Genomic DNA, 20,467 nt, shown 5'->3' with positions numbered 1-20,467 from the left:
ACATGAAGTACAAAATGGGAGCAATAACAATAGGGCAGTCACCAAGAACGGATGTCGTACCGGAAATGCTGCCTCATTTGGGCCCGGATGTAGAAGTGATCCAGGCGGGTGCGCTGGATGGGCTTGAATATGAAGAAATCTTGGAGATGAAGCCGCAAGAAGGCGATTATGTTTTGGTTTCTACTCTAAGAGATGGCAGGAGTGTAAAGTTCGCGGAAAAGCAGATCTTACCACGTCTTCAGACCTGCATTGACAAACTCGAACAGGAGGGTGCAGATATTATCGTGTTTATCTGTACGGGGACCTTTCCGGATGTCTTTCACTCAACCCGGCCGTTGATATATCCACAAAAGCTTCTCCACAGCGTGGTTCCCTTGCTGACTAAAACGGGAAAAATTGGCGTTGTCATTCCAGATGCGGATCAGATTGACCAGACCATTGAAAAGTGGCGCGGATCCGGGTTGGAAGCTATACCCACTCCTTTTTCCCCATATGAGGAGCGTGATTTGACTCTATCCGGTCTTGAGAATTTAAAGACGAACGATGTTGACTTAATCGTAATGGATTGCATAGGATACACGACTTCAATGAAAGAGCAAATTGTTCGTGAAACTGAAAAGCCGGTGATTCTTGCAAGGACGCTGGTTGCCCGCATTCTTGGTGAGTTGTCACGGATTTGATCAAAGAGGAGGGCATCCATGGGTATCAAAGAAAACATCAAAACGATTTACATTAATAATTTCGGTTTAAAAGAGTTTGAATCTGTTCTGATTGTGACAGATGAAAAGCTCGACAGGATTGGAGGCTATTTCTACGCTGCAGCAAAAGAATTGGGGAATGAAACAGCTATCATTAAGATGCCTGCCATATACAAATCTGGAGAAGAACCACCTCGGATGGTAGCGGAATCCATGAAATCTGCAGATGTTGTGCTGTGCGTCACCAATGCGTCTCTCACTCATACCGTGGCCAGAAAAAATGCATCGATGGCAGGCGCGCGAATTGGTACTTTGCCGGGGATCACAGAAGATATGCTTTCAACAGGTGCTGTTTTGGCAGATCCGGATGAGATTGTTCAATTGACTGATCACTTCACTCGAATCTTAAATGAAGGAAACCAAATCGCTGTTGAAAAAGACGGTCACCGCCTGACATTATCAATTGAAGGGCGAAAAGGCATTTCGAGCACGGGCATTTTTCACAATAAAGGTGAAGCTGGGAATATCCCTTCAGGGGAAAGCTATATCGCACCTATTGAGACTTCCGCCAATGGAACCCTTGTGATAGATGGATCCATTGCAGGCTTGGGCAAGGTTGACACCCCTATACTGCTTACGCTGAAAGATGGTTTATTGGTTCATGCTACCGGAGAGATGGGCAAAAAACTTCTGGAATTATTGGGTGAAGGGAACGGACGAAAGATAGCGGAGTTCGGTATAGGGGCGAATCGATCCGCGAGGATTACGGGCGTAATTTTAGAAGATGAAAAAGTCTACAATACAATCCACGTTGCCTTTGGAAGCAATAAATCTTTCGGTGGTGCGACCGAAGCTGGCGTTCACATCGATTGCATTTGTCTGGCGCCTGATGTTTATGTTGATGATAAAAAGCTGATGTTTGATTAGTCTAAACAACTTATTGAATGATAATCTGTACTTTGTGCAAAGCTACGAAAATTATCCAATTAGATTGCATACATTAAACGTTGAACGTTATATGTATGCAATCTTTTCATTTGCATAACTATATGATTAGATAAATTTTGATTAGAATAGTTTAAAATGGTTTTTGAGCTGTTTTGAAATTGATCAGGTCTTTTTCTCTTCGTGTCAGATACCGCAAAGATGTGGGAATTATATCGTGCGATTAATTTGAGCTTTATCGCACGAAATGTTACAATGAACGTACGAAAAACAAAATTCTACGAGGTGATGAAATGAGCAAGAGCGTTGAAGAGAGTGTGACCATTTCTGCGACCGAGTTGAAAAAGAATTTAGGCAAATATCTTGACTACGTGAATGATAATCACGAGGTGGTCATAACCAAAAATGGTGAAAAAGCTGTACGCATGACACCCTATTTGTCCGATTACGCCCGGTATGAGCTTATGCAGGTCAAGGAAAAAGCGCTGGATTATCAGGTTGCCGGGAAAAAAGTGTCCTATGAGGAATTCCTGGAGATCAGTGAAAAAAGTGAGCTTCGAATGGAATATATTGAGGGTGAAATCATTCTGATGGCTGCGCCCAGCTTTAAGCATCAGGAGCTGCTGGGGATGCTCTATATGGCTTTCAGACAGTTTATTTCAGGGAAGGCGTGCAAGGTTATTTTAGCGCCTTTTGATATCAGGTTGTTCAAGCCGGAAATCAGGGATCCTGATGTTTGTCAACCGGATCTGATTATTGCCTGTGACACCGAGGAAAATCTAAATGAAAAGGGTCAGTATTTTGGCGTACCAGAATTGGTGGTGGAGATTCTTTCTGCGAGTACCCGTTCCAAGGATATGACCAAAAAGCTGAATACTTATATGCTATCAGGGATTAAAGAGTACTGGATTGTAGATCATAAACACAAAACGGTGATCATTTACAGGTTCGACAATCTGCAAATTGAAAGCTATAGCCACTATAAAAATGAGGAAGTGGCTTGTTCCCAAATCTTTGAGGGCTTGGCCATTTCCCTGGGGGCGCTGTTTGAATAAGCGGGTTTGCCCTGTGTAACGCTGTGGGGGCGGGAACCGCAATGAAAAGCTCATGCATTGTTTAAGATATACCTGAAACGATCTGATTATTTTTGGTGTAATAAATGTATAATTTAAATGAGCAAAAGCAGTCTTTGAGGTGCAACTATAGGCAAAGTCCTGGAAACTAAGGATACAAGATTTGCCGATGGTCACGATACCAAAACAAGCTGTGACTATAGACCGGAAAGGGGGGTGGTCAGGATGTCTTTTATGAGCGGTGCTTTCACTGTCCGCTGGGCGCACTTCCTGACCAAGCTGAAATGAATAAGATGAAACCCGTGGTAACAATGAACGATTCGAATACCCTGGCGTCCATTTCTGATGGAAGACTCTACGACCTCAAGGACTTTGTCAAAGCGGATGCCGGCGGGTGTCAAGGCTGCAGCGCGTGCTGCTGCGGCGTCGGTGAGCTGGTGAAATTGACACCCTTTGACACCTATGAGATGACGCGGGGACTCGGGGCAGCCTTTGATGACTTGTTAGTTGATCACCTGGAGCTGCGCACCTTTGATAAAATAACGCTTCCATACTTAAAAATGATTGGCTCTGATGAACGCTGCAGCTTTCTGAGTGAAGAGGGGCGCTGCACAATTCATGCGTACCGTCCCAATATCTGCCGATTGTTCCCGCTCGGAAGAGTCTACGAAGAGAAGGATTTCAAGTATTTCCTTCAGGTGGACGCCTGTGTGAAGCCTAACCTGAAAAGGGTCAAAGTGGAACAGTGGATTGGCATTGAGGACTATGAGAAAAACAAGGCATTTCTCAGTGCGTGGCATAATTGCCTGAAGGCCCTTGCGTTTCGTTTCAAGTTCGTTCGGGATGCTGACGAGCTGAAGGCTGCCAATGACTACCTGCTCGAGACGTTCTACCGGATCGCGGTGAAAGAGGGAGAAGATTTTTACGCTGCATTTTTTGAGGCGCTGGATGGAGCGAAGGACCGGTTGGGGATAATTGTTTAGTGGTTATTCGTTCGAGACGGTCTGAACCTGGTGCATTATGGCTTACGCGGTTGAGGGAATTGACAAAATTGGATCAAAAATAAAACTAACCCATTATCGCAGGATCGGATAATGGGTTAAAAAATGTACTTCGCATACATAGTATATAATTTAAAGATCGGGTTGAGACGGTGTGACCATCCGCACAGAAAAACTTTGCTGTGTGTATAAATAAACCTCAGCTGAAAGTGCTGTTCACTATGCTTTTATGTTCAAGAAATACCCGCTCGCAGTCCCTTCGCCAAAGCTGGACTCAAACAAAATCTCGCCATCATGCGCTTCAATAATGGCCTTGTTGATATACAATCCAAGACCATAGCCCTTTTGAGTGCCGTCGGACTTATAAAACATGTTGAAGATTTTCTCTTGTTCTTCCTCCTTGATTCCAATGCCATAATCCCGGATGCAGGTTAACAGGCGACCTTCAGAAAGTCGAATGATCAGTTCAATCTCTGAATCCTCAACGGAAAACTTCACCGCATTTGACAATAGATTATTGATGACCCGCTGGATCTTGGTAAGATCGACTGCAACCACGCTTTCGTCTTCACAGCACATTGGATCGATTTGGATCACCAACGCACGCTTTTGATTGCTGAGGTAATTCTCCGTGTTATAGAGAATCATATTAACATAATCTGAGATTTTAATTTCTTTGAGGTTCACGTGGATGTTGTTGGCCTCATAAGTATTATCGAGGATATCCGTCACAATATTTTCAATCTGATCTGTGCGATATTGAATGCGTTCTACATAGGCCTTCGCCTTATAAGGATCGACCATGTCCATGCTGAGCGCCTTGCTGTAGCCTTTGATCAGGGTGATTGGCGTTTTGATATCATGGGACAGCATGGACAAAAACCTCGAAGTCCCCTGACGGGTTTCTTCCAGATGCTGAATAAGGTTTTGTGAATTCATGTTTATTATACTGCTTTCGTATTTCAGAGACTCGAATATTTGCTTCAGATTCGAACGCATTTTATCCAGTTCTATGCTCAAATCTCCAATTTCATCCTGCGTTCGGATATTGATTCTTGTATCCAAGTTTCCTTTTGCTATGCGAGAAACGCTGCTGATCAAAGCTTCGATTGGCCGCGACAAGGATCTGCTGAGATAAAAATCAATCATAAAAATTAGAAGTACGGTTATTACAGAAATATACATGATCCGCTCGCGCATAGCGGCGGCCGATTGTGTAAAATCTGAAAGCGGTGCCAGCAAAAAGAGCTTCCAGTCGTAACCTTCAATACTGGAATAAGCAGCGATATAATCCACACCCGCCAGCTCGACTTCGAAAGCTTCTGGAGCCTCAAGCACTTTGCCATCCGCTTGAAGCTTGTCAAAAATGCTATGAAAAACAACTAATTTATCCGTGTCTTTTGGGCCCGTGATCAGATTAAGATTATCATCCAATAAAACGGCGAAGCCATGGTCGCCGTATTTGATGTCGTCAATGATCTCCACGATGTAATCCACATAGATATTGGCGGCAATTACACCCTCAAGGCCTGCAATCTCTACACTTGAGGCTATGGCGGTGACGTTGACCTTCTTGTTGAAATCCCGATATACCGAGGTCGTAACATAAGCGTCCTGATTCATTGCTTTCTGATACCAGGGACGGAGTGTCACGTCGTAGCTTTGATCCGGCTCCCAGCCGTAGGCATCAATCATTTCGTTGTTCTCAAGACCAACAAAAATGCTGATAAAATCAGGATTGATCTCGGAATAGGATCTCAAGAGCGCCGTGATTTCTTCGTAGTTATTTTTTGAGATGAGTTGAGATTTTAAACCGACCAGTATTTTCGATTTTTCGGTAAGCCAAGTCTTTATAATTTCTGAATTGTAATAGGCGGAGGTCTTCCCAAAATCCATGGCTGTCGCCTTGGAAGATTTAATCAGCAGATCCATACTCAATAAAGTCACTGGAATGGCCGTGATGATAGCAATCATCAACATGATCATAAGCAGCTTGGTCCTGATTTTGATGGTCATCTGACAGTACCTTCAAAGACATACCCGGCACCCCAAATGGTTTTAATGTATTCGGGCTTATCCGGGTTGTCCTCAATTTTCTTTCGAAGCCGCTTGATGGTGGTGTTGACTAAATTCTCATCATAGAAAGCGTCTCCCCAAACGTTGTTCAAAATCTGATCCCGGCTGAGGACAATGTAAGCGTTTTCGATCATGAAAAGCAGAAGATTGAATTCTTTGGATGTGAGGTTAACATCGGCATTATTTTTGTAAACCTTGTAGCCTTTTTTATAGATGGCAATATCCCCAAAGGTGATGATTTCATCCTTGATACTGCCCTGATTGTAATCACTCGTTCTTCTGATATTAGCCTTGATTCTGGCGACTAACTCAACTGGATTGAAGGGCTTCGTTATGTAATCATCAGCACCAACGCCAAGTCCCAGTAACATATCGTTTTGTGAATTGTTGCAAGTCAAGAAAATTATTGGTTTGAAACTCACTTTGCGGATTCTTTTGCACAGCTCAATGCCACTCATGCCATTCATATTGATGTCCAGGACTAAAAGCTTTACCTCGTCATTCAACAGTTCAAGGGCCATTTCACCTGAGCTGGCTTTAATAACTTCAATGTTTTCCAGCCTTAAGAAGTCTTCAATCATATCCGCGATCTCAATCTCATCATCTACAACCATGATTTTGACCAATATAACCGGCCTCCCATTAAATGTCCCATTGCCAACGGCACCAATAAATTTTAAGTCACCTTAAGTGTTTTGTCGAAATTTGTCGCAATTGTATGATTACATTTTATTATATCACACAATATTCAGTCCGTAGAAATTAGCTTAAGAAGCGACATTTAACATTTAATTGAAGCCTTCTTACCGATTCAAACCCTCAAGAGCAGCTATAATCCGTTCAGGCGTCGCCGGATAATCTGTGATATTCGTTCCCAGCGCGTCATTGATGGCATTGATCAGCGCGGGTGCAGGGGCGACTGCAGCCAGTTCGCCAACACTTTTTGCGCCAAATGGACCAAAGGGCTCTCCCTTTTCAATAAAATGTGTTCTGATCTCAGGCATTGAGGGCGCATTGATCATATGATATTTGGAAAAATTATCTGTCTTTAATTTGCCTTTATTATCAAAGACTACTTCTTCATAAAGCGCCATGCCCAGACTCATCTGAGCCCCGCCCTGGACCTGACCTTCTGCAAGGGTCAAGTTGATGATCTGCCCCGCATCCTGAACTATCAAAATGTCTTCAATATCCACCAAACCCAAATAGCGGTCGACTTTTGCCTCTACAAAGGCGACGCTATAAACGGAAGGATTTGCAATGGACTTATATTCCAGGTCGACTTTTAAGGTCGTTTCCAGATTGCTCTCACAATAAACAGCAAAGCGGCCCAGGCTCATTTTTTCTGAAATTACAGATGAAACAGACGATTCTGTCGAGTTAGTCGACCTGCATCCAATCATGCCCTCCTCGAAAATGACCTGTTCCTGACTGCACCCAAAAGCACTGGCGTAAAGCTTTGTCATTTTTGCTTTGATCCCCTCCGCTGCTGCTTTGACCGCACCGCCACAGACAAAAGTGACTCGACTCGCCTGGGTACCAGCGGAATCATAAGGTGACTGATGTGTATCCGCTTGAGGAATATGAATTTTTCCAGGGGACACGTCCAGAACTTCGGCCGCAATCTGCTGCATGGTTAAAACTGTCCCACAGCCCAAATCGTGGATGCCAATCTTAACGACCACCCGGTCATCCGGCATAATCTGAAGTGTGACATTTGTATAATCCGGGAATCCGCCATGATAGCCATTTCCATGGGCGCCAACCGCTACGCCTAAACCATAGGCATAGCGGTTATTATTTTTTGTATTATTTTTTGCCGCTACATTGGCTTTCCGCTCATCCCATTGAAATATTTCCCTGCCTTCTATTAAACAGTCTCTGAGCCTTGCATTTCCAATGCCCGGCATTCCAATTTGGTCCACCGCACCCTCTATGCTCTCTTGAGGCTTCACGGCATTTATGATTCGAAATTCCACAGGATCCATTCCAAGCATGCGTGCAGCATTGTTCAGATTGATCTCGCTGACAGCGTGGACCTGAGGGGAGCCATAGCCTCTGCAGGCGCCGCCCGGTGTGGTGTTTGTAAAAAATGTCCGTCCGGTATATTTTTGGTGTTCTATTTCATAGGCACGGAACGCTTTTTTTCCCGATGCCACTGCAATAGCCGCACCATTGGTGGTATAAGCCCCGCCGTCAAAATCAATTTCAATTTCTCTGGCAAGAATTTTTCCTTCTTTGCTGACCCCTGTCCTGATTCTTTGTTCAGAGGCATTGCGCATTCTTGTTGACGCAATGGATGATGTCCGATCCATAACAATCCTGACGGGGCGTCCTGTTTTTAGGGCTGCAAACGCGCAAATGGGTTCCAGAACCGGCATGCCTTTGCCACCAAAGGATCCGCCCATATCTGCCTTGATTACCCTGATCTTATCATACGGAAGACTCAGTGCCTGGGCCGTCACATGCTGAACTTGAAAGACAACCTGACACGGCGTCCAGATAATAAGATTGTCAAACGGATCCTGCTCTGCCATGCAGACATGATTTTCAATGGCGCCGTGATGCACTTTTTGGGTGGAACCAATGTCTTCTATGATAAAATCAGCTGCTTCAAAGCCTGAGTCGGTATTACCGCAGCTTAGAGTCTTTTCGAAGCAAAGCAGATCAGGATTCCTGCCGCTGAGCACAGCATCCCGCGCTGCGCTTATGCCGATTGTTGGCGGAAGCTCATCATAGGTGAGCTTTAAAGCATGACAGCCTCTCTCAGCGGCTTCCATGGTTTCCCCTAAAACCAGCGCCACTCGGTCTCCAACATGCTTCGCAAGCTTATGAAGGATATGCTCATCCTCTTTAATAGTCGACCCGGGGTACCATTGATTTGAGTTATAAGGCTTGTGAGGCACATCTTCATGGGTGAAAACCGCCCATACCCCGTCCACCGCAAGTGCCTCGGATTTATCGACGCTGACTATGGCGTGCGCCTTTTCGCTGGTCACGAGCCTGCCATAAAGCATGCCATGCCTCGTCATATCAGCAACATAACGCGTCCGTCCAAGTGCCTTGTCACGCGTGTCCATCCGGGAAATTCTCTTTCCAATATATTTATAATCCTTAGTCATCAAAGTCCCATCCTTTGCACTGAGATCTCTTGAAAAACATCACTGATCAAACCTTTTACCGCAACCCGCTTATAGTGCCGTGAGTCTCTTCCTGGAATGGCCTCGTCCACCTGGAGTGAACCCAGCTCCAGGAGTTCGCTTAACAAGGTTTCATTCCACAGCCGTCCGCTGCAATGCTCTGACATAGCCTTTGACAAGATACTTTTGGAGCCTATGGATCCAAAACAAAATGTGGCATTTTCAACATGCTGATCGCTAAACTCAACCCGGATCGCCAGGTTGAGCTTGGAAATACTCATATTTTTTCTGCTGCCAACCTTCGAAAAACCAGAATAAACGTTACGTCCCACCAAAGGATAACGAATCCGAATCAGAGCTTCATCCGCTTCCAATGCAGTCTCTCCGATCCCTAAAATAAACGCTTCCAGCGGAATTTCCTTAAGCTGACCATGGGCATTCATCAAAACGACTGTGGCGTTCAGCACACAGGATGCCGTAACGGTATCAGCACATTGAGCCGCATTAGCCATATTTCCGCCGATGGTCGCACGATTCCTAATCTGAGTCGATCCCATCCAACCTGCGGCATCCGTCAATGCTCGGGTATGGCGTTTCAGAATGGGCGACTTTTCAGCATTCGTCATGGTTACCCCAGCGCCCACCTCAATAAAATCCTCTTTCAACGTTATTTCTTTCATTTCCTCAATCTGAGTTAAATCAATCACTGAAAAATCCATAAGGTGTTGTTTTTTTCGGAAGATTGAAAAATCCGTGCCGCCGGCGACTATGTAGACATCATGGCGCTCGCGTTTCACCTTAAGGGCTTCTGCCAGCGACTTGAGATTGTTGGGGGCATAAAAGTCGCTGCTAATCATTTGTTTCACCCCTTACGAGCTTAATGGCACCAACGATTTTGTTGTAGCCAGTGCACCTGCAAAGATTGCCCTCAAGTGCCCGCTTGATTTCATCCTCTGTTGGATTTGGATTTTTATAAAGCAGGGCTTTCGTGGAGATCAGCATTCCCGGCGTGCAATAGCCGCACTGTATTGCGCCTGCGCTCACAAAAGCGTTGACCAGTGATTCAAGCTCACCTGCATGGTCCAGTCCTTCTACGGTGGTAACCTCATGACCGTTAATCTGACCCGCCATCATAGTGCAGGATGTCACGGCTTCGCGATCAAAGAGTACCGTGCACGAGCCACATTCCCCTTCGCCACAGCCTTCTTTGACACTTTTCAGATCCATTTCATCACGTAAAAAATCCAGCAGTCTCATAGTAGGATTGCATTCTCTTTGGACTGTAACCCCATTGACAACAGCATTGATCACCATGGCTCAAACCTCCTGATAGATAGTAAAATCTTTGCCTTCATTCTATTCGTGGATTCTGACTACACATCATGACTTTTATGACTTTTCTATGACAAAGTATTACATCATAAAAGAATTGGTTATTAAAAAGTCATAAAGTATCATCAAATGTCCATATTTATTGGAGGCTGATTTCTTTATACTCAAACTGTACAAAATTCAAAACGAAGGAGAATACGGATGAAAAAATTGCTCGCTCTGATCCTCATGACGGTTTTGCTGTTTGCTGCCGGCTGCGCGCCAACGACAAATACGGAACAGCCTGCTTCGGAAACCCCAGCAACTGAAACACCTGCAGCGGAAGAAAAGGAAGTCAAGCAAGGAGAATTCAAGATCAAGGTCGGCCTTGTCACACCTGAACAAGATATTGCAACCCGTTCCATGAGACACTTTGAGGAACAAGTTGAAACTTTGTCAGAAGGACGTATTGAAGTCGAACTCTTCCCAGGCGGATCCCTTGGCGGCAGCGCTGATATCTTTAATGGTGTTCAGGACGGCACCATTGAAATGTGTGTCAACATTTATCCACCTTTCGCTCAATTTTCGGACGCTTTCCTCCTGTACAATCTTCCATACTTATTCAGCAGCAAAGAAGTCGCTTTTGAATTCCTTGACAGCGATCTGGCGAAAGAAATTGCCAGCAAGATTGAAGACAAAGGCTTCAAACAGTTAGCTGTGTTTGACGGCGGCTACCGCCACGTTTCCAATAACGTGAAGCCAGTCAAACATCCTGATGATTTAAAAGGATTGAAAATAAGAACTTTGGACAATCCTGTTCAGCTCGATTACTTCAAAGCCTATGGCTCAAATCCAACGCCACTGCCTTATGGGGATATTTATGTCGGTCTTCAAACCAAAACCATTGATGGCCAGGAAAACAGCTTCAGCAACACTGTAAGCATGAAATTCAACGAGGTGCAAAAATACATAACGGATACCCAGCACGCGTTTGACCCGGTTGGCATGTTCATCAATACAGGGATTTACAATGCTTATCCGGAGGATGTCAAAGCCATCCTTGATGCAGCTTCTCTCAGCACACAAGACATTAATAGAAAATTAGCGGTAGAGCTTGAAAATGAGGCCATAGACGTCATAAAATCCACTACAGAATTTACAACACTTACGGATGAAGAGCGGCAAGCCTTTATCGATCAAGCCATGCCTACTTACAAAAACTTTGAAGAAAAAATTGGCAAAGAACTATTGGAAAGCGCATTAGCGAAGATCAAGGAAATTGAAAGCAAGTAACCAAAAGAAAGTTAAGGCTGGTATCCCCCCATATATTGAAGTGAATCTCTATAAGTAAAAAGGTGTCTAACGACACCTTTTTACACATCAAAAGAGCAGCTTTCATGATATAAAAGCTGCATAAAGGAATAGGTTTTACGAGGAGGTTGTTCATGAGACTCTTAAGACAGTTGGATGAACATATTGAGGAATGGTTATTGATTGTAACTTACACTGCTATGCTTTTGATCGCGACCGCTCAAATTTTCTTCAGGTATGTGGTCAACTACTCCATTTCCTGGAGTCAGGACTTGTTGACTTACATGCTGATTTGGTCAGTATTTATTGGAATCTCACTCGCTGTTAAAAAGAGGCGCCATATCAAAGTTGAGCTCGCGTATGTCTTTGTTTCACAGAAGAATCAGTTCTATCTTAAAGTCCTGTCCAATGTGGTTTTTATAATTTTTTGCGGCATCTTCAGTTATTTCTCCCTAAAAAAAGTCTATAGTTTAATGTTTGTGCTGCCGCAAATGTCAGAATCAACTGGTTTATCCATGTGGATGATTCAAATTGCAATCCCGGTTGGATTTATGCTGAGTATTTACCGGCTGATCGTAGATACAAAGCTGCTGTTTAGTGAAAGAAAACAAGAGACGGGCAGGTGATGGCAACGTGTTGATCTTTCTGTTGTTAGGCGCATTTGCGCTGTTTGTTTTTCTGTCGGTGCCTATTGGCGTCGCCATCGGCATGGCTTTGTGTCTTTATGGTTTTGCTGGCGGGGAGATGGGACTTGAATACATATCACAAGCTATTTTTTCATCTATGAACAGTTTTCCACTTATCGCAATTCCGTTTTTCATTTTGGCGGGCTCTCTGATGGAGGGCGGGGGACTTTCCAAAAGGCTGATTAATCTGTCGAACGCCATGGTTGGTCACTTCACAGGAGGACTCGGTATTGTGACTGTGTTGACGTGTATTTTCTTTGGCGCGATCAGCGGCTCTGCAATAGCGACCGTAGCAGCTGTCGGGACCATTATGATTCCCGCTATGCAAGAACAGGGCTACCCGCTGTCCTTCGCGACGGCGTTAACGGCTGCAGCCGGAGTCCTCGGAACCATCATTCCGCCGAGCATTCCTATGATCATGTACTGCGTCGCCCTTCCAGCCGCTTCTCCTGGCAACATGTTTATGGGCGGGATTGGACCTGGACTGCTGGCGGGTGGTTTACTGATCCTGACGGTCTATTATTATGCGAGAAAAGAAGGGTACAAGAACAACAGTGCATCCTTTAGTCTGAAAAACGTTTTAAAATGTGGTATCGATGCCATCTGGGCCCTTTTTGTGCCTGTGATTATCATAGGCGGAATCTATGGCGGTGTCTTCTCTGCTACGGAGGCTGCGGTGGTTGCCTGCGTCTATGGATTTATTGTTGGGAAATTTGTTTACAAAGAGTTGACTATAAGCGCGTCCGCCAATGCGTTTATCAGCTCCGCCATCACTGTCTCCTCCATACTGATCGTTGTGGCGACGGGTTCTGTCCTGGGTAAAATACTGACGGTTGAGGGCGTTCCATCCATGGTGGAACAGGCTTTGACTTCCATGAGCAGCAACGTCATAGTTCTGCTTATCGTAATCAACTTGATACTGCTGGTCGTAGGATGTGTCATGGAAACTTTTACTGCAATCATTATTCTTAGCCCAATTCTGTACCCAATTGTTGCCCAATACGGGATTAATGTCTATCACTTTGGAATCATGATGATTTTCAATTTGTCCGTAGGATTTATAACCCCGCCGGTGGGCTCAAATTTGTTTGTGGCATGCGGGATCACTGGGATGAAATTCGAAGCGCTTGTGAAGTCCATTTGGCCATTTTTATTGGCACTGATAGTTGCGCTGATCCTTGTGACGTTTGTTCCTCAGATTACGCTGTTTTTGCCGGGATTGTTTGGGTTATAGGGGAGTTTTATAATTTATCTCTTTGATGAAACAGTTCAGTAAGGCCAATTTAAACTATTGTATACATGAGTTTAGTTGAGAATTTCAGAAGGTACAGAAATCCCCATTATCACAATGTGATAATGGGGATTTCCTGTTTGAAATAATATCGGCTATCTACCAACCCTTTGGTACTCCTCAAAAATCTCTGCGATACTGAGGGAGATGGCCGGAGGAGACCATCGGCAAAAATTACCGCGTCTTTCCCTGGCGCCGAATATCAGAAAATTGCGAAAGCATCAAACAAATCTAAGAGGGATAATCTATCACGAGGCTACCCTAAACAGCGATAGAGATCAGCAATATCAACAAGCCTCTGAAATGATGACCTGTAGGTTCATAATACATGAGATATCATGTATTAGACATTCACAATGCTTGATGATAAATTGAGATCAGAAACAACGGTCATCCACTTTTGATAGGAGGAAATTTATGAAAACATCATTCATTAAGTCCTTACTTGGAATTACCCTCGCTGCGGCGCTGAGCCTTTTCGCTTTTGGATGCAGTGTGACCACGAACAATCCAAATGAAGCACCGGCAAACGAACCGGCCAAGGTCGACTATCCAACAAAAGCTATTACCATGATCGTCCCTTATGCACCGGGCGGATCCACCGACACCTATGGAAGAATGCTGGCGGTTCAGCTGGAGAAAAAGCTGGGCGTTCCGATTACCGTCAACAATATGAGCGGCGCGTCCGGATCCATAGGCACCAAATTTGTCTATGACGCTCCAGCAGATGGCTACACCATATTTTTCTCAGCAGAGACTATTGGCACCTACCGCACCATGGGCACCAGTGAGTTGTCCTATAATGACTTTACGCCAATCTCTCCGGTTGTCAACGATCCAAAGGTCGTTGTTGTTTCCAAGAATTCAAAATACAATACGATTGAAGAGTTGCTGCAAGCGATCAAAGAGAAGCCCGGCAAAGTGACCATGTCTCACTCCGGACCAGGGGGCAGCGGCCACAATCAGGGTCTGATTCTTAAAGCGCTCGGATATGATGTGGCTATGACCGGTTTTGACAGCGGCAACAATGCACTTCTTGGTGTACTCGGCGATCAAGTTGACTTTACGAATGCCAATCTGTCCTCTGTCACTAGCTATATGACCAGTGGCGATGTAAAAGTTCTTGCGATATTTGCGAACGACAGGCTTGAAAAGTACCCGGATATTCCTGCCTTTACAGAGGCGATGCCTGAAGCTGAAAGCTATCTGGATATTCCTTTGACACCGCTTTCTATGCTGGTCAAAGTAGGTACGCCGGATGAAATCGTTCAAATTCTTAGAGAAGAGGTCAATGCTTCATTCCAGGAAGAAGAATGGAATACGTTTGTCGAGGGCAATGGCGCGGACAAGCTTTACGAAAAATATACAGACGAAGCGTCAATGAAGCAGTTTTACGCAGATTGGGAGTCTATGATTTGCTGGCTCCAGTATGACAATGGCGTCGCGAAAAATAGTCCTGAGAGCTTCAATATCCCAAGAATCGAATAACAGAATAGCGCACATATGCGAGCATATGTGCGCTGCTTATATCTTTCGGTTGGGAACAGAAAGGATTTTCAAAATGATTAAAATGACTAAAAGTCGGGCGAACCTCATAGATGGCATTGTTTTTCTGGTGGTTGCCCTGGGCCTTTTCGCCTATGCCATCATTTCCTTCAACGCAGGCTTCAACAAGGATTGGGCGCAATCGCCATCTCTCTTTCCGTTAATTGTTTCTTTCATGATTGGATTTCTGTCAGTTGCGCTGATCCTTCAGTCATTGAGAAGAGTTAAACTTGAAACTGGGTTTGAGGGTGCTGCTGAAGTTGGCGATGTCCGGAAAAAGACGAATCTCAAAGGTGTCGCGATTGTATTCGCAATTATTTCAATTTATTATGCCGTGTTATCTCTCGTCAAGATTCCAATAGTGACCATTATGATTTATTCCCTGGCCATCACCCTTTCAATTTTCGAGGTTGCCACCATCTTGCTCCTGGTTGTCCTGATGTGGTATCTGGGCGTGCGTAAAGCATCTGTTCTGGTTTTAACCCCTGTCCTGTCAACGTTGTTTATCAGCATAGCGTTCAGATCGCTGCTGCACGTTTTGCTGCCTTAAGGAGTGATAGAGATGGATACAATTTTAGGAATATTTTCGGTTATTGATATAAGGTTTGTTGTCTTTGTATTTATGGGCGCCGTCGCCGGATTGTTTGTAGGATCGATTCCTGGCCTGTCTGTTTCCATGGCTACAGCGCTTTTGGTTTCGATTACCTACAGCTGGAACACCGTGGATGCCTTGGCAACCATCATGGGAGTTTACGTGGTCGGTGTATATTCAGGTGCGATCTCCGCGATCCTGATCAATATTCCTGGAGCGCCATCTTCCGTCGTCACGACCTTGGACGGCCACCCTCTGGCCATTAAAAACAAGTCCCATGTGGCCTTGTCCTTCGCCTCCATGTATTCCTTCATAGGCAGCGCGTTCGGATTAATTGCTTTGATGGTTATTGCAAAGCCTGTTTCCAATATCGCTTTGAAATTTACACCCATGGACTATTTTCTGCTGGCTTTGTTTGGACTCGCAACAGTAGGCGCCGTCACCTCGAAAAACTATACCAAAGGCTTGCTCAGCGCGGCATTTGGCCTTGTCGTCAGTATGATCGGTCTTGATCCCATTGTAGGCACTCCGAGAATGGTCATGGGCATCTATAATTTGCAATCCGGAATCGCCGTCGTACCGGCACTCATAGGACTTTTTGGATTTTCAGAAGTCTTAAGTGTGGTCTACACCAATAATTTTCAGCAAATTGTCATGCAGGTGGACAAATCCAAGGTGAAGCTTAAAAACCTGCTGAAACATTGGAAACTCTCAATGTATACCTCGACCATCGGCACCATTATTGGCGCTCTTCCTGGCGCGGGCGGCCCAGTTGCTGCATTCATTGCCTACAATGAGGCCAAGCGGATCGTCAAGAATCCTGAAACGCCATTTGGCGAAGGTGCCGTGGAGGGCATTGTCGCCAGCGAATCCGCGAACAACGCGTGCATAGGTGGCGCGTTGATCCCAATGCTGACCCTGGCGGTACCGGGGGATGCGGTCACAGCCATTTTGCTCTCCGTCTTCTACATCCACGGGCTCAAGCCGGGCCCAATGTTCCTGATCGAAAGCCCCGAAATGTTCAGCGCGATTTTGGCCGGTGGTTTCATTGGCTGCATTGCCCTGTTGGTTCTCGCCTGGATCGTTGGACCGAAAATCAGCAAAGTGATTTCCGTCCCTAAAAACATTCTATTACCGATGGTCGCAGTACTGAGCGTTGTTGGTTCTTTCGCGACGAACAACCGTCTTTTCGATGTCATTCTAATGTTTGTCTTCGGTCTCATTGGATTTGTCATGAACCTGAGAGAGTACCCAACAGCCCCCATGATTCTGGCCATCGTTCTTGGCAGTATGATGGACGCCAACTTCAGACGGTCCGTTTCCCTGGCTTCCTCTACAGACCATATGCTCCTGTCCATGTTCGGCAAGCCCATCACGATATTTCTTCTGACAGCCACTATTCTGGTGATTGTCACCAATATCCCGCAAGTGAAGCAATTCACAGCAAACCTTAGGGCGCGCGGGAAGTAAGCTGAGGTAAATTAGCTTAGGATTTAGGAATTTTGAGATTTAGAGGGCGTGGATTTTCCAGACAGAGAATTTCGAACCTCGGAATCCCAAGCTTTGAGCGTAGAGACATTAGTATTGGCATATGAATATCGCCGATCCCACACCCAACCTTCCAACGGTCAATTCATCTCAGGCCATTTTCAATGATCTGGCCGTTGGCTTTTTTATTGCTTGCTTTGGCTCACGTGATTGAAAAAGTCGACAATATAATCGCGAAAGCATTCCGCGGATTTCGTAATATAATGATCCGCATCCCAAGTCAGGATTATACGTCTCGAGCACTTAGGCTCTGAAATATTGACAATGGCAATGCCTTCGTAGTTGATCTGTTTCCAAGTGTATTTTGGCAGAAAACAAATGCCCATGCCATTCTTGACCAGCTCAAGAATGGTGTTGGAGTCATAGCATTCCAGCAAAATTGAAGGCTTGAAGCCCGCCTGCTGACAGTAATAATCCGTCGTATGCCTGAGCTTTGTATAAGAAGGCAGGCTGATAAACGGTTCCACCGCCACTTCGCTGAGATCAACAGACTTACGGGCAGCAAGGGGATGGGTGAGGGCGCAGGCAAGCTGTAGTTCTTCCTCCAGCAAAGTAATTGTGTTTTTCCCTGGTATTTCATCAATATCAGCAACCGCGATAATAAAATCATATTTGCTTATAGTCAAATCATTTAAGAGCTGCTTTTGAGTGATGTTGAACTTGATGTCCGGATGTTTCCTGTTAAACCCTGAAATGATGTCCGGCAGCATGCTGAGACCGGCTTGGACACAAAGCGTGATTTCGTTTTGTACAATTGTATTAAAATCATGCAGTTCCTTTTGGGCATCTTCCAATGATTGGAAGTTTCTTTTAACGTATTTTAGAAAAATTTTCCCGTTTTCGTTTAAAATGATATTTCTTCCAACTCTATCAAACAACTTATATCCCAAATCGGCTTCAAGCGTACGAATGGTTTTGCTCAGCGCCGACTGAGAAATGTGGAGCTTTTCCGCCACCTTTGTCATGTTTTCTTCCTCAGCAATCAATTTGAAATATCTGAGTTGGAGCAGTTCCATAGATACCCCTCCCTTATACATGAGTTTAAAGTCAACAATATATAAAAAATTATATATTGGAAGTTATTGATAATCAAGACTATTCTATAATTAATCAGTCAAAGAAATCCATTTGGGTTAGGAGCGTTCAATATGCAAGCAAAAGTGAGAAATCAAAAACTATCAGGCAGCGTTATGGTACCGGGTTCAAAAAGCCACACCATTCGAGCGGTCATGATCGCAGCCATGGCAAACGGAAAATCTATCATCCAAAATCCTTTAACCAGCGCGGACTGCAAAAGCGCTTTAAGTGTGGCCCAGGCCTTCGGTGCTGAGTGTGAAATGCAGAAAGACGCCTGGATCATCAGCGGTACAAACGGCAAGCTGAAACTGCCGGATAACGTCATCGACTGCGGCAATTCAGGCACTACAACTTATATTGCCTGCTCCATGGCGGCAACCATTAAAGGCTCCACTATCATTACAGGAGACGCCCAAATCCGCAGACGACCAATCAAGACTTTGATTGAATCACTAGATCAAACGGATGCGGAAGCCTTTATCGCTCGACCGGGCATCGACGCGCCGCCAGTTGTCATTACTGGCCCAATGAAAGCCGGAGACATTTATCTTGAAGGCAAGATTTCCCCGCAGGTATCTGGAGTGCTATTGTCAGCGGCAATGCTGGAAGGGACTACAACCGTCCATGTCAAATATCCAATGGAAGTCTCCTATGTGAAAATGACCTTGGACTGGATGGAAGGCCAAGGCGTCAGAGTAGAGCACGACGACGCATTTATGAAATACGTCGTTCATGGCCCGCAGACCTATCAACCCGTCAACCGTGCCATCCCAAGCGACTGGTCCGGCGTCGCGTTCCCACTGATCGGCGCTGTCATGACCAAGTCAGAGATGACCATCGAAGGCGTTGACTTTAACGACGTTCAAGGCGACAAGGAAATTGTTGATATTCTGATCCGCATGGGCGCAGATATCACCAAGGACGAAGTAAACGGCAGAATCCTTATCAAAGGCGGCAAGCGGCTCCACGGCGTGCATGTCGACTGCAAAAATATACCAGATACTCTGCCCGCCCTCTCAGTAATCGGTGCTTATGCCGATGGTGAAATGACCCTTACCGGCTTGGAAGTGGTTCGGCTCAAGGAAACTGACCGAGTCGCCGTGATGCAGAACGAACTGCGGAAAATGGGTGTTCAAATTGATTCAGAAGAGGATAAGGTCATTATCAAAGGCGGCAAAGGCTTTGTCGGCGCCGAGGTTGAGAGCCACGACGACCACAGGGTCGCAATGGCACTCATGATGGCCGGCCTTGTGGCTAAAGGCGAAACAGTTGTCAATGAGATTGAATGTGTTGGGGTCTCCTTCCCGAACTTCCTCGAAGTTATGAACAACGTCGGCGCCGACATTGAGGCGTTATAGAACTGCGCTGTTAACTGCGCTATAGGTATATACGGAGGTCTGACATGAGTAAGGTAATTAAAGTAAAAGGCATCTGCATCGGAGAAGGCGCTCCCAAAATCATTGTGCCGATTGTTGAAAGAACCAAAGAAGCCATCATTCAAAAGGCTATAGCGCTCAAGAATCACCCAATGGATGTCGTGGAATGGCGAGTAGATTTTTACGATGAGGTCTTTAACGCAGCCAAAGTACTCGAAGCGCTTCAAGCGCTCCGTCAAGTCCTTGAAGAGACACCCATCCTTTTTACCTTCAGAACGAAAAAAGAAGGCGGCGAGCGGGAAATTTCGCTGGAGAACTATGCCGCGTTGAATCTCACAGCCTCTCAGAGTGGCTTAATTGAGTTGATAGATGTTGAGATATTTTCTGGGGATGCCTTTGTTTTAACACTCATCGAGAATCTTCATAAAACCGGTGTTGTTATCATAGGCTCAAATCACGACTTCTTCAAGACACCTTGTAAAGAGGAGCTGCTAAGCAGATTAAGGAAAATGCAAGACATGGGTGCGGATATTCCAAAAATTGCGGTGATGCCTGAGACAATGTCTGATGTCATTACACTTCTGGACGCTACCCGTGAAATGTCAGAGCGCTATGCGGATCGTCCCATCATCACTATGTCCATGTCCTCCAAAGGTGTGATCAGCCGGATAGCCGGTGAGTTCTTTGGCTCGGCAATGACTTTCGGCACCGTTGGCCAAGGCTCCGCCCCGGGCCAAATTCCGGCATCACAATTATCTGAGTCTATTAACATGTTGCATAATGCGATTTAATGTGCC

The 20,467-nt window shown here is 45.3% G+C and carries 18 protein-coding genes; 12 read left to right on the top strand and 6 right to left on the bottom strand.

What is annotated here, in order from left to right:
- The first annotated feature begins 2 nt into the window (after positions 1–2).
- The 4 genes from BLP63_RS12800 to BLP63_RS12785 all read left to right on the top strand — a co-directional run bounded on the left by BLP63_RS12800 (position 3) and on the right by BLP63_RS12785 (position 3,699).
- A complete protein-coding gene (locus BLP63_RS12800; protein ID WP_092592263.1) occupies positions 3–680 on the top strand; it encodes an AroM family protein in 678 nt (225 codons plus the stop codon).
- Positions 681–698: 18 nt separating this feature from the next.
- On the top strand, positions 699–1,625 hold the full coding sequence (locus tag BLP63_RS12795) for an aminopeptidase (RefSeq protein ID WP_092592199.1): 927 nt from the start codon (positions 699–701) through the stop codon (positions 1,623–1,625).
- A gap of 311 nt (positions 1,626–1,936) precedes the next feature.
- On the top strand, positions 1,937–2,698 hold the full coding sequence (locus BLP63_RS12790; RefSeq protein WP_092592197.1) for a type II toxin-antitoxin system Phd/YefM family antitoxin: 762 nt from the start codon (positions 1,937–1,939) through the stop codon (positions 2,696–2,698).
- Between the two features lie 329 nt (positions 2,699–3,027).
- Entirely contained in the window at positions 3,028–3,699 is a 672-nt protein-coding gene (locus tag BLP63_RS12785) for a YkgJ family cysteine cluster protein (protein ID WP_092592261.1), read from the top strand.
- 237 nt (positions 3,700–3,936) lie between these two features.
- Here BLP63_RS12785 and BLP63_RS12780 read toward each other — a convergent pair whose 3' ends face one another.
- The 5 genes from BLP63_RS12780 to BLP63_RS12760 all read right to left on the bottom strand — a co-directional run bounded on the left by BLP63_RS12780 (position 3,937) and on the right by BLP63_RS12760 (position 10,247).
- Positions 3,937–5,733 carry a sensor histidine kinase gene (locus BLP63_RS12780; RefSeq protein WP_092592195.1) on the bottom strand — a complete coding sequence of 599 codons (1,797 nt, stop codon included), beginning with the start codon at positions 5,731–5,733 and terminating at the stop codon, positions 3,937–3,939.
- On the bottom strand, positions 5,730–6,419 hold the full coding sequence (locus tag BLP63_RS12775) for a response regulator transcription factor (protein ID WP_092592193.1): 690 nt from the start codon (positions 6,417–6,419) through the stop codon (positions 5,730–5,732). Before BLP63_RS12775 ends, BLP63_RS12780 begins: the two co-directional genes overlap by 4 nt.
- 177 nt (positions 6,420–6,596) lie before the next feature.
- Positions 6,597–8,915 carry a xanthine dehydrogenase family protein molybdopterin-binding subunit gene (locus BLP63_RS12770; protein WP_092592191.1) on the bottom strand — a complete coding sequence of 773 codons (2,319 nt, stop codon included), beginning with the start codon at positions 8,913–8,915 and terminating at the stop codon, positions 6,597–6,599.
- Entirely contained in the window at positions 8,915–9,790 is an 876-nt protein-coding gene (locus tag BLP63_RS12765) for an FAD binding domain-containing protein (RefSeq protein ID WP_092592189.1), read from the bottom strand. Before BLP63_RS12765 ends, BLP63_RS12770 begins: the two co-directional genes overlap by 1 nt.
- Positions 9,783–10,247 (bottom strand): (2Fe-2S)-binding protein, encoded by a 465-nt coding sequence (locus BLP63_RS12760; RefSeq protein ID WP_092592187.1) that lies wholly within the window; start codon positions 10,245–10,247, stop codon positions 9,783–9,785. Before BLP63_RS12760 ends, BLP63_RS12765 begins: the two co-directional genes overlap by 8 nt.
- 219 nt (positions 10,248–10,466) lie before the next feature.
- On the opposite strand from BLP63_RS12760, the gene BLP63_RS12755 reads away from it, so the two are divergent.
- The 6 genes from BLP63_RS12755 to BLP63_RS12730 all read left to right on the top strand — a co-directional run bounded on the left by BLP63_RS12755 (position 10,467) and on the right by BLP63_RS12730 (position 17,139).
- On the top strand, positions 10,467–11,537 hold the full coding sequence (locus BLP63_RS12755) for a TRAP transporter substrate-binding protein (RefSeq protein WP_092592185.1): 1,071 nt from the start codon (positions 10,467–10,469) through the stop codon (positions 11,535–11,537).
- 152 nt (positions 11,538–11,689) lie between these two features.
- Positions 11,690–12,181 (top strand): TRAP transporter small permease, encoded by a 492-nt coding sequence (locus BLP63_RS12750; RefSeq protein ID WP_092592183.1) that lies wholly within the window; start codon positions 11,690–11,692, stop codon positions 12,179–12,181.
- 7 nt (positions 12,182–12,188) lie between these two features.
- Positions 12,189–13,475, top strand: coding sequence for a TRAP transporter large permease (locus tag BLP63_RS12745; protein ID WP_092592181.1), 1,287 nt, complete (start codon positions 12,189–12,191; stop codon positions 13,473–13,475).
- A gap of 474 nt (positions 13,476–13,949) precedes the next feature.
- Positions 13,950–15,020, top strand: a complete 1,071-nt coding sequence (locus BLP63_RS12740) for a Bug family tripartite tricarboxylate transporter substrate binding protein (RefSeq protein WP_242870909.1) — start codon at positions 13,950–13,952, stop codon at positions 15,018–15,020.
- A gap of 73 nt (positions 15,021–15,093) precedes the next feature.
- Positions 15,094–15,627 carry a tripartite tricarboxylate transporter TctB family protein gene (locus tag BLP63_RS12735; protein ID WP_092592179.1) on the top strand — a complete coding sequence of 178 codons (534 nt, stop codon included), beginning with the start codon at positions 15,094–15,096 and terminating at the stop codon, positions 15,625–15,627.
- Positions 15,628–15,639: 12 nt separating this feature from the next.
- Positions 15,640–17,139 (top strand): tripartite tricarboxylate transporter permease, encoded by a 1,500-nt coding sequence (locus BLP63_RS12730; protein WP_092592177.1) that lies wholly within the window; start codon positions 15,640–15,642, stop codon positions 17,137–17,139.
- A gap of 203 nt (positions 17,140–17,342) precedes the next feature.
- Here the strand turns inward: BLP63_RS12730 and BLP63_RS12725 are convergent, their stop codons facing one another.
- Positions 17,343–18,233, bottom strand: a complete 891-nt coding sequence (locus BLP63_RS12725) for a LysR family transcriptional regulator (protein WP_170829449.1) — start codon at positions 18,231–18,233, stop codon at positions 17,343–17,345.
- Positions 18,234–18,365: 132 nt separating this feature from the next.
- On the opposite strand from BLP63_RS12725, the gene aroA reads away from it, so the two are divergent.
- Together aroA and aroD are read left to right on the top strand one after the other, a co-directional pair.
- Complete coding sequence (aroA, locus tag BLP63_RS12720; protein WP_092592173.1) at positions 18,366–19,652, top strand: 3-phosphoshikimate 1-carboxyvinyltransferase; 1,287 nt, start codon at positions 18,366–18,368, stop codon at positions 19,650–19,652.
- A gap of 44 nt (positions 19,653–19,696) precedes the next feature.
- Positions 19,697–20,461, top strand: a complete 765-nt coding sequence (gene aroD / locus BLP63_RS12715) for a type I 3-dehydroquinate dehydratase (RefSeq protein ID WP_092592171.1) — start codon at positions 19,697–19,699, stop codon at positions 20,459–20,461.
- Positions 20,462–20,467: the final 6 nt, after the last annotated feature.

Origin of the sequence: Acidaminobacter hydrogenoformans DSM 2784 (genome assembly GCF_900103005.1) — a bacterium.
In the GTDB taxonomy this organism is placed as follows: Bacteria; Bacillota; Clostridia; order Peptostreptococcales; family Acidaminobacteraceae; genus Acidaminobacter; species Acidaminobacter hydrogenoformans.
Note: the sequence above shows the minus strand (reverse complement) of the source record. Positions and strands in the feature narration are given on the sequence as shown.

Excerpts from the sequence above, each read along its gene's own strand:
- BLP63_RS12800 (WP_092592263.1), top strand. The coding sequence starts at position 3 with ATGAAGTACAAAATGGGAGCAATAACAATAGGGCAGTCACCAAGAACG.
- BLP63_RS12795 (WP_092592199.1), top strand. The coding sequence starts at position 699 with ATGGGTATCAAAGAAAACATCAAAACGATTTACATTAATAATTTCGGT.
- BLP63_RS12790 (WP_092592197.1), top strand. The coding sequence starts at position 1,937 with ATGAGCAAGAGCGTTGAAGAGAGTGTGACCATTTCTGCGACCGAGTTG.
- BLP63_RS12785 (WP_092592261.1), top strand. The coding sequence starts at position 3,028 with ATGAACGATTCGAATACCCTGGCGTCCATTTCTGATGGAAGACTCTAC.
- BLP63_RS12780 (WP_092592195.1), bottom strand. The coding sequence starts at position 5,733 with ATGACCATCAAAATCAGGACCAAGCTGCTTATGATCATGTTGATGATT.
- BLP63_RS12770 (WP_092592191.1), bottom strand. The coding sequence starts at position 8,915 with ATGACTAAGGATTATAAATATATTGGAAAGAGAATTTCCCGGATGGAC.
- BLP63_RS12765 (WP_092592189.1), bottom strand. The coding sequence starts at position 9,790 with ATGATTAGCAGCGACTTTTATGCCCCCAACAATCTCAAGTCGCTGGCA.
- BLP63_RS12760 (WP_092592187.1), bottom strand. The coding sequence starts at position 10,247 with ATGGTGATCAATGCTGTTGTCAATGGGGTTACAGTCCAAAGAGAATGC.
- BLP63_RS12755 (WP_092592185.1), top strand. The coding sequence starts at position 10,467 with ATGAAAAAATTGCTCGCTCTGATCCTCATGACGGTTTTGCTGTTTGCT.
- BLP63_RS12750 (WP_092592183.1), top strand. The coding sequence starts at position 11,690 with ATGAGACTCTTAAGACAGTTGGATGAACATATTGAGGAATGGTTATTG.
- BLP63_RS12740 (WP_242870909.1), top strand. The coding sequence starts at position 13,950 with ATGAAAACATCATTCATTAAGTCCTTACTTGGAATTACCCTCGCTGCG.
- BLP63_RS12735 (WP_092592179.1), top strand. The coding sequence starts at position 15,094 with ATGATTAAAATGACTAAAAGTCGGGCGAACCTCATAGATGGCATTGTT.
- BLP63_RS12730 (WP_092592177.1), top strand. The coding sequence starts at position 15,640 with ATGGATACAATTTTAGGAATATTTTCGGTTATTGATATAAGGTTTGTT.
- BLP63_RS12725 (WP_170829449.1), bottom strand. The coding sequence starts at position 18,233 with ATGGAACTGCTCCAACTCAGATATTTCAAATTGATTGCTGAGGAAGAA.
- aroA (WP_092592173.1), top strand. The coding sequence starts at position 18,366 with ATGCAAGCAAAAGTGAGAAATCAAAAACTATCAGGCAGCGTTATGGTA.
- aroD (WP_092592171.1), top strand. The coding sequence starts at position 19,697 with ATGAGTAAGGTAATTAAAGTAAAAGGCATCTGCATCGGAGAAGGCGCT.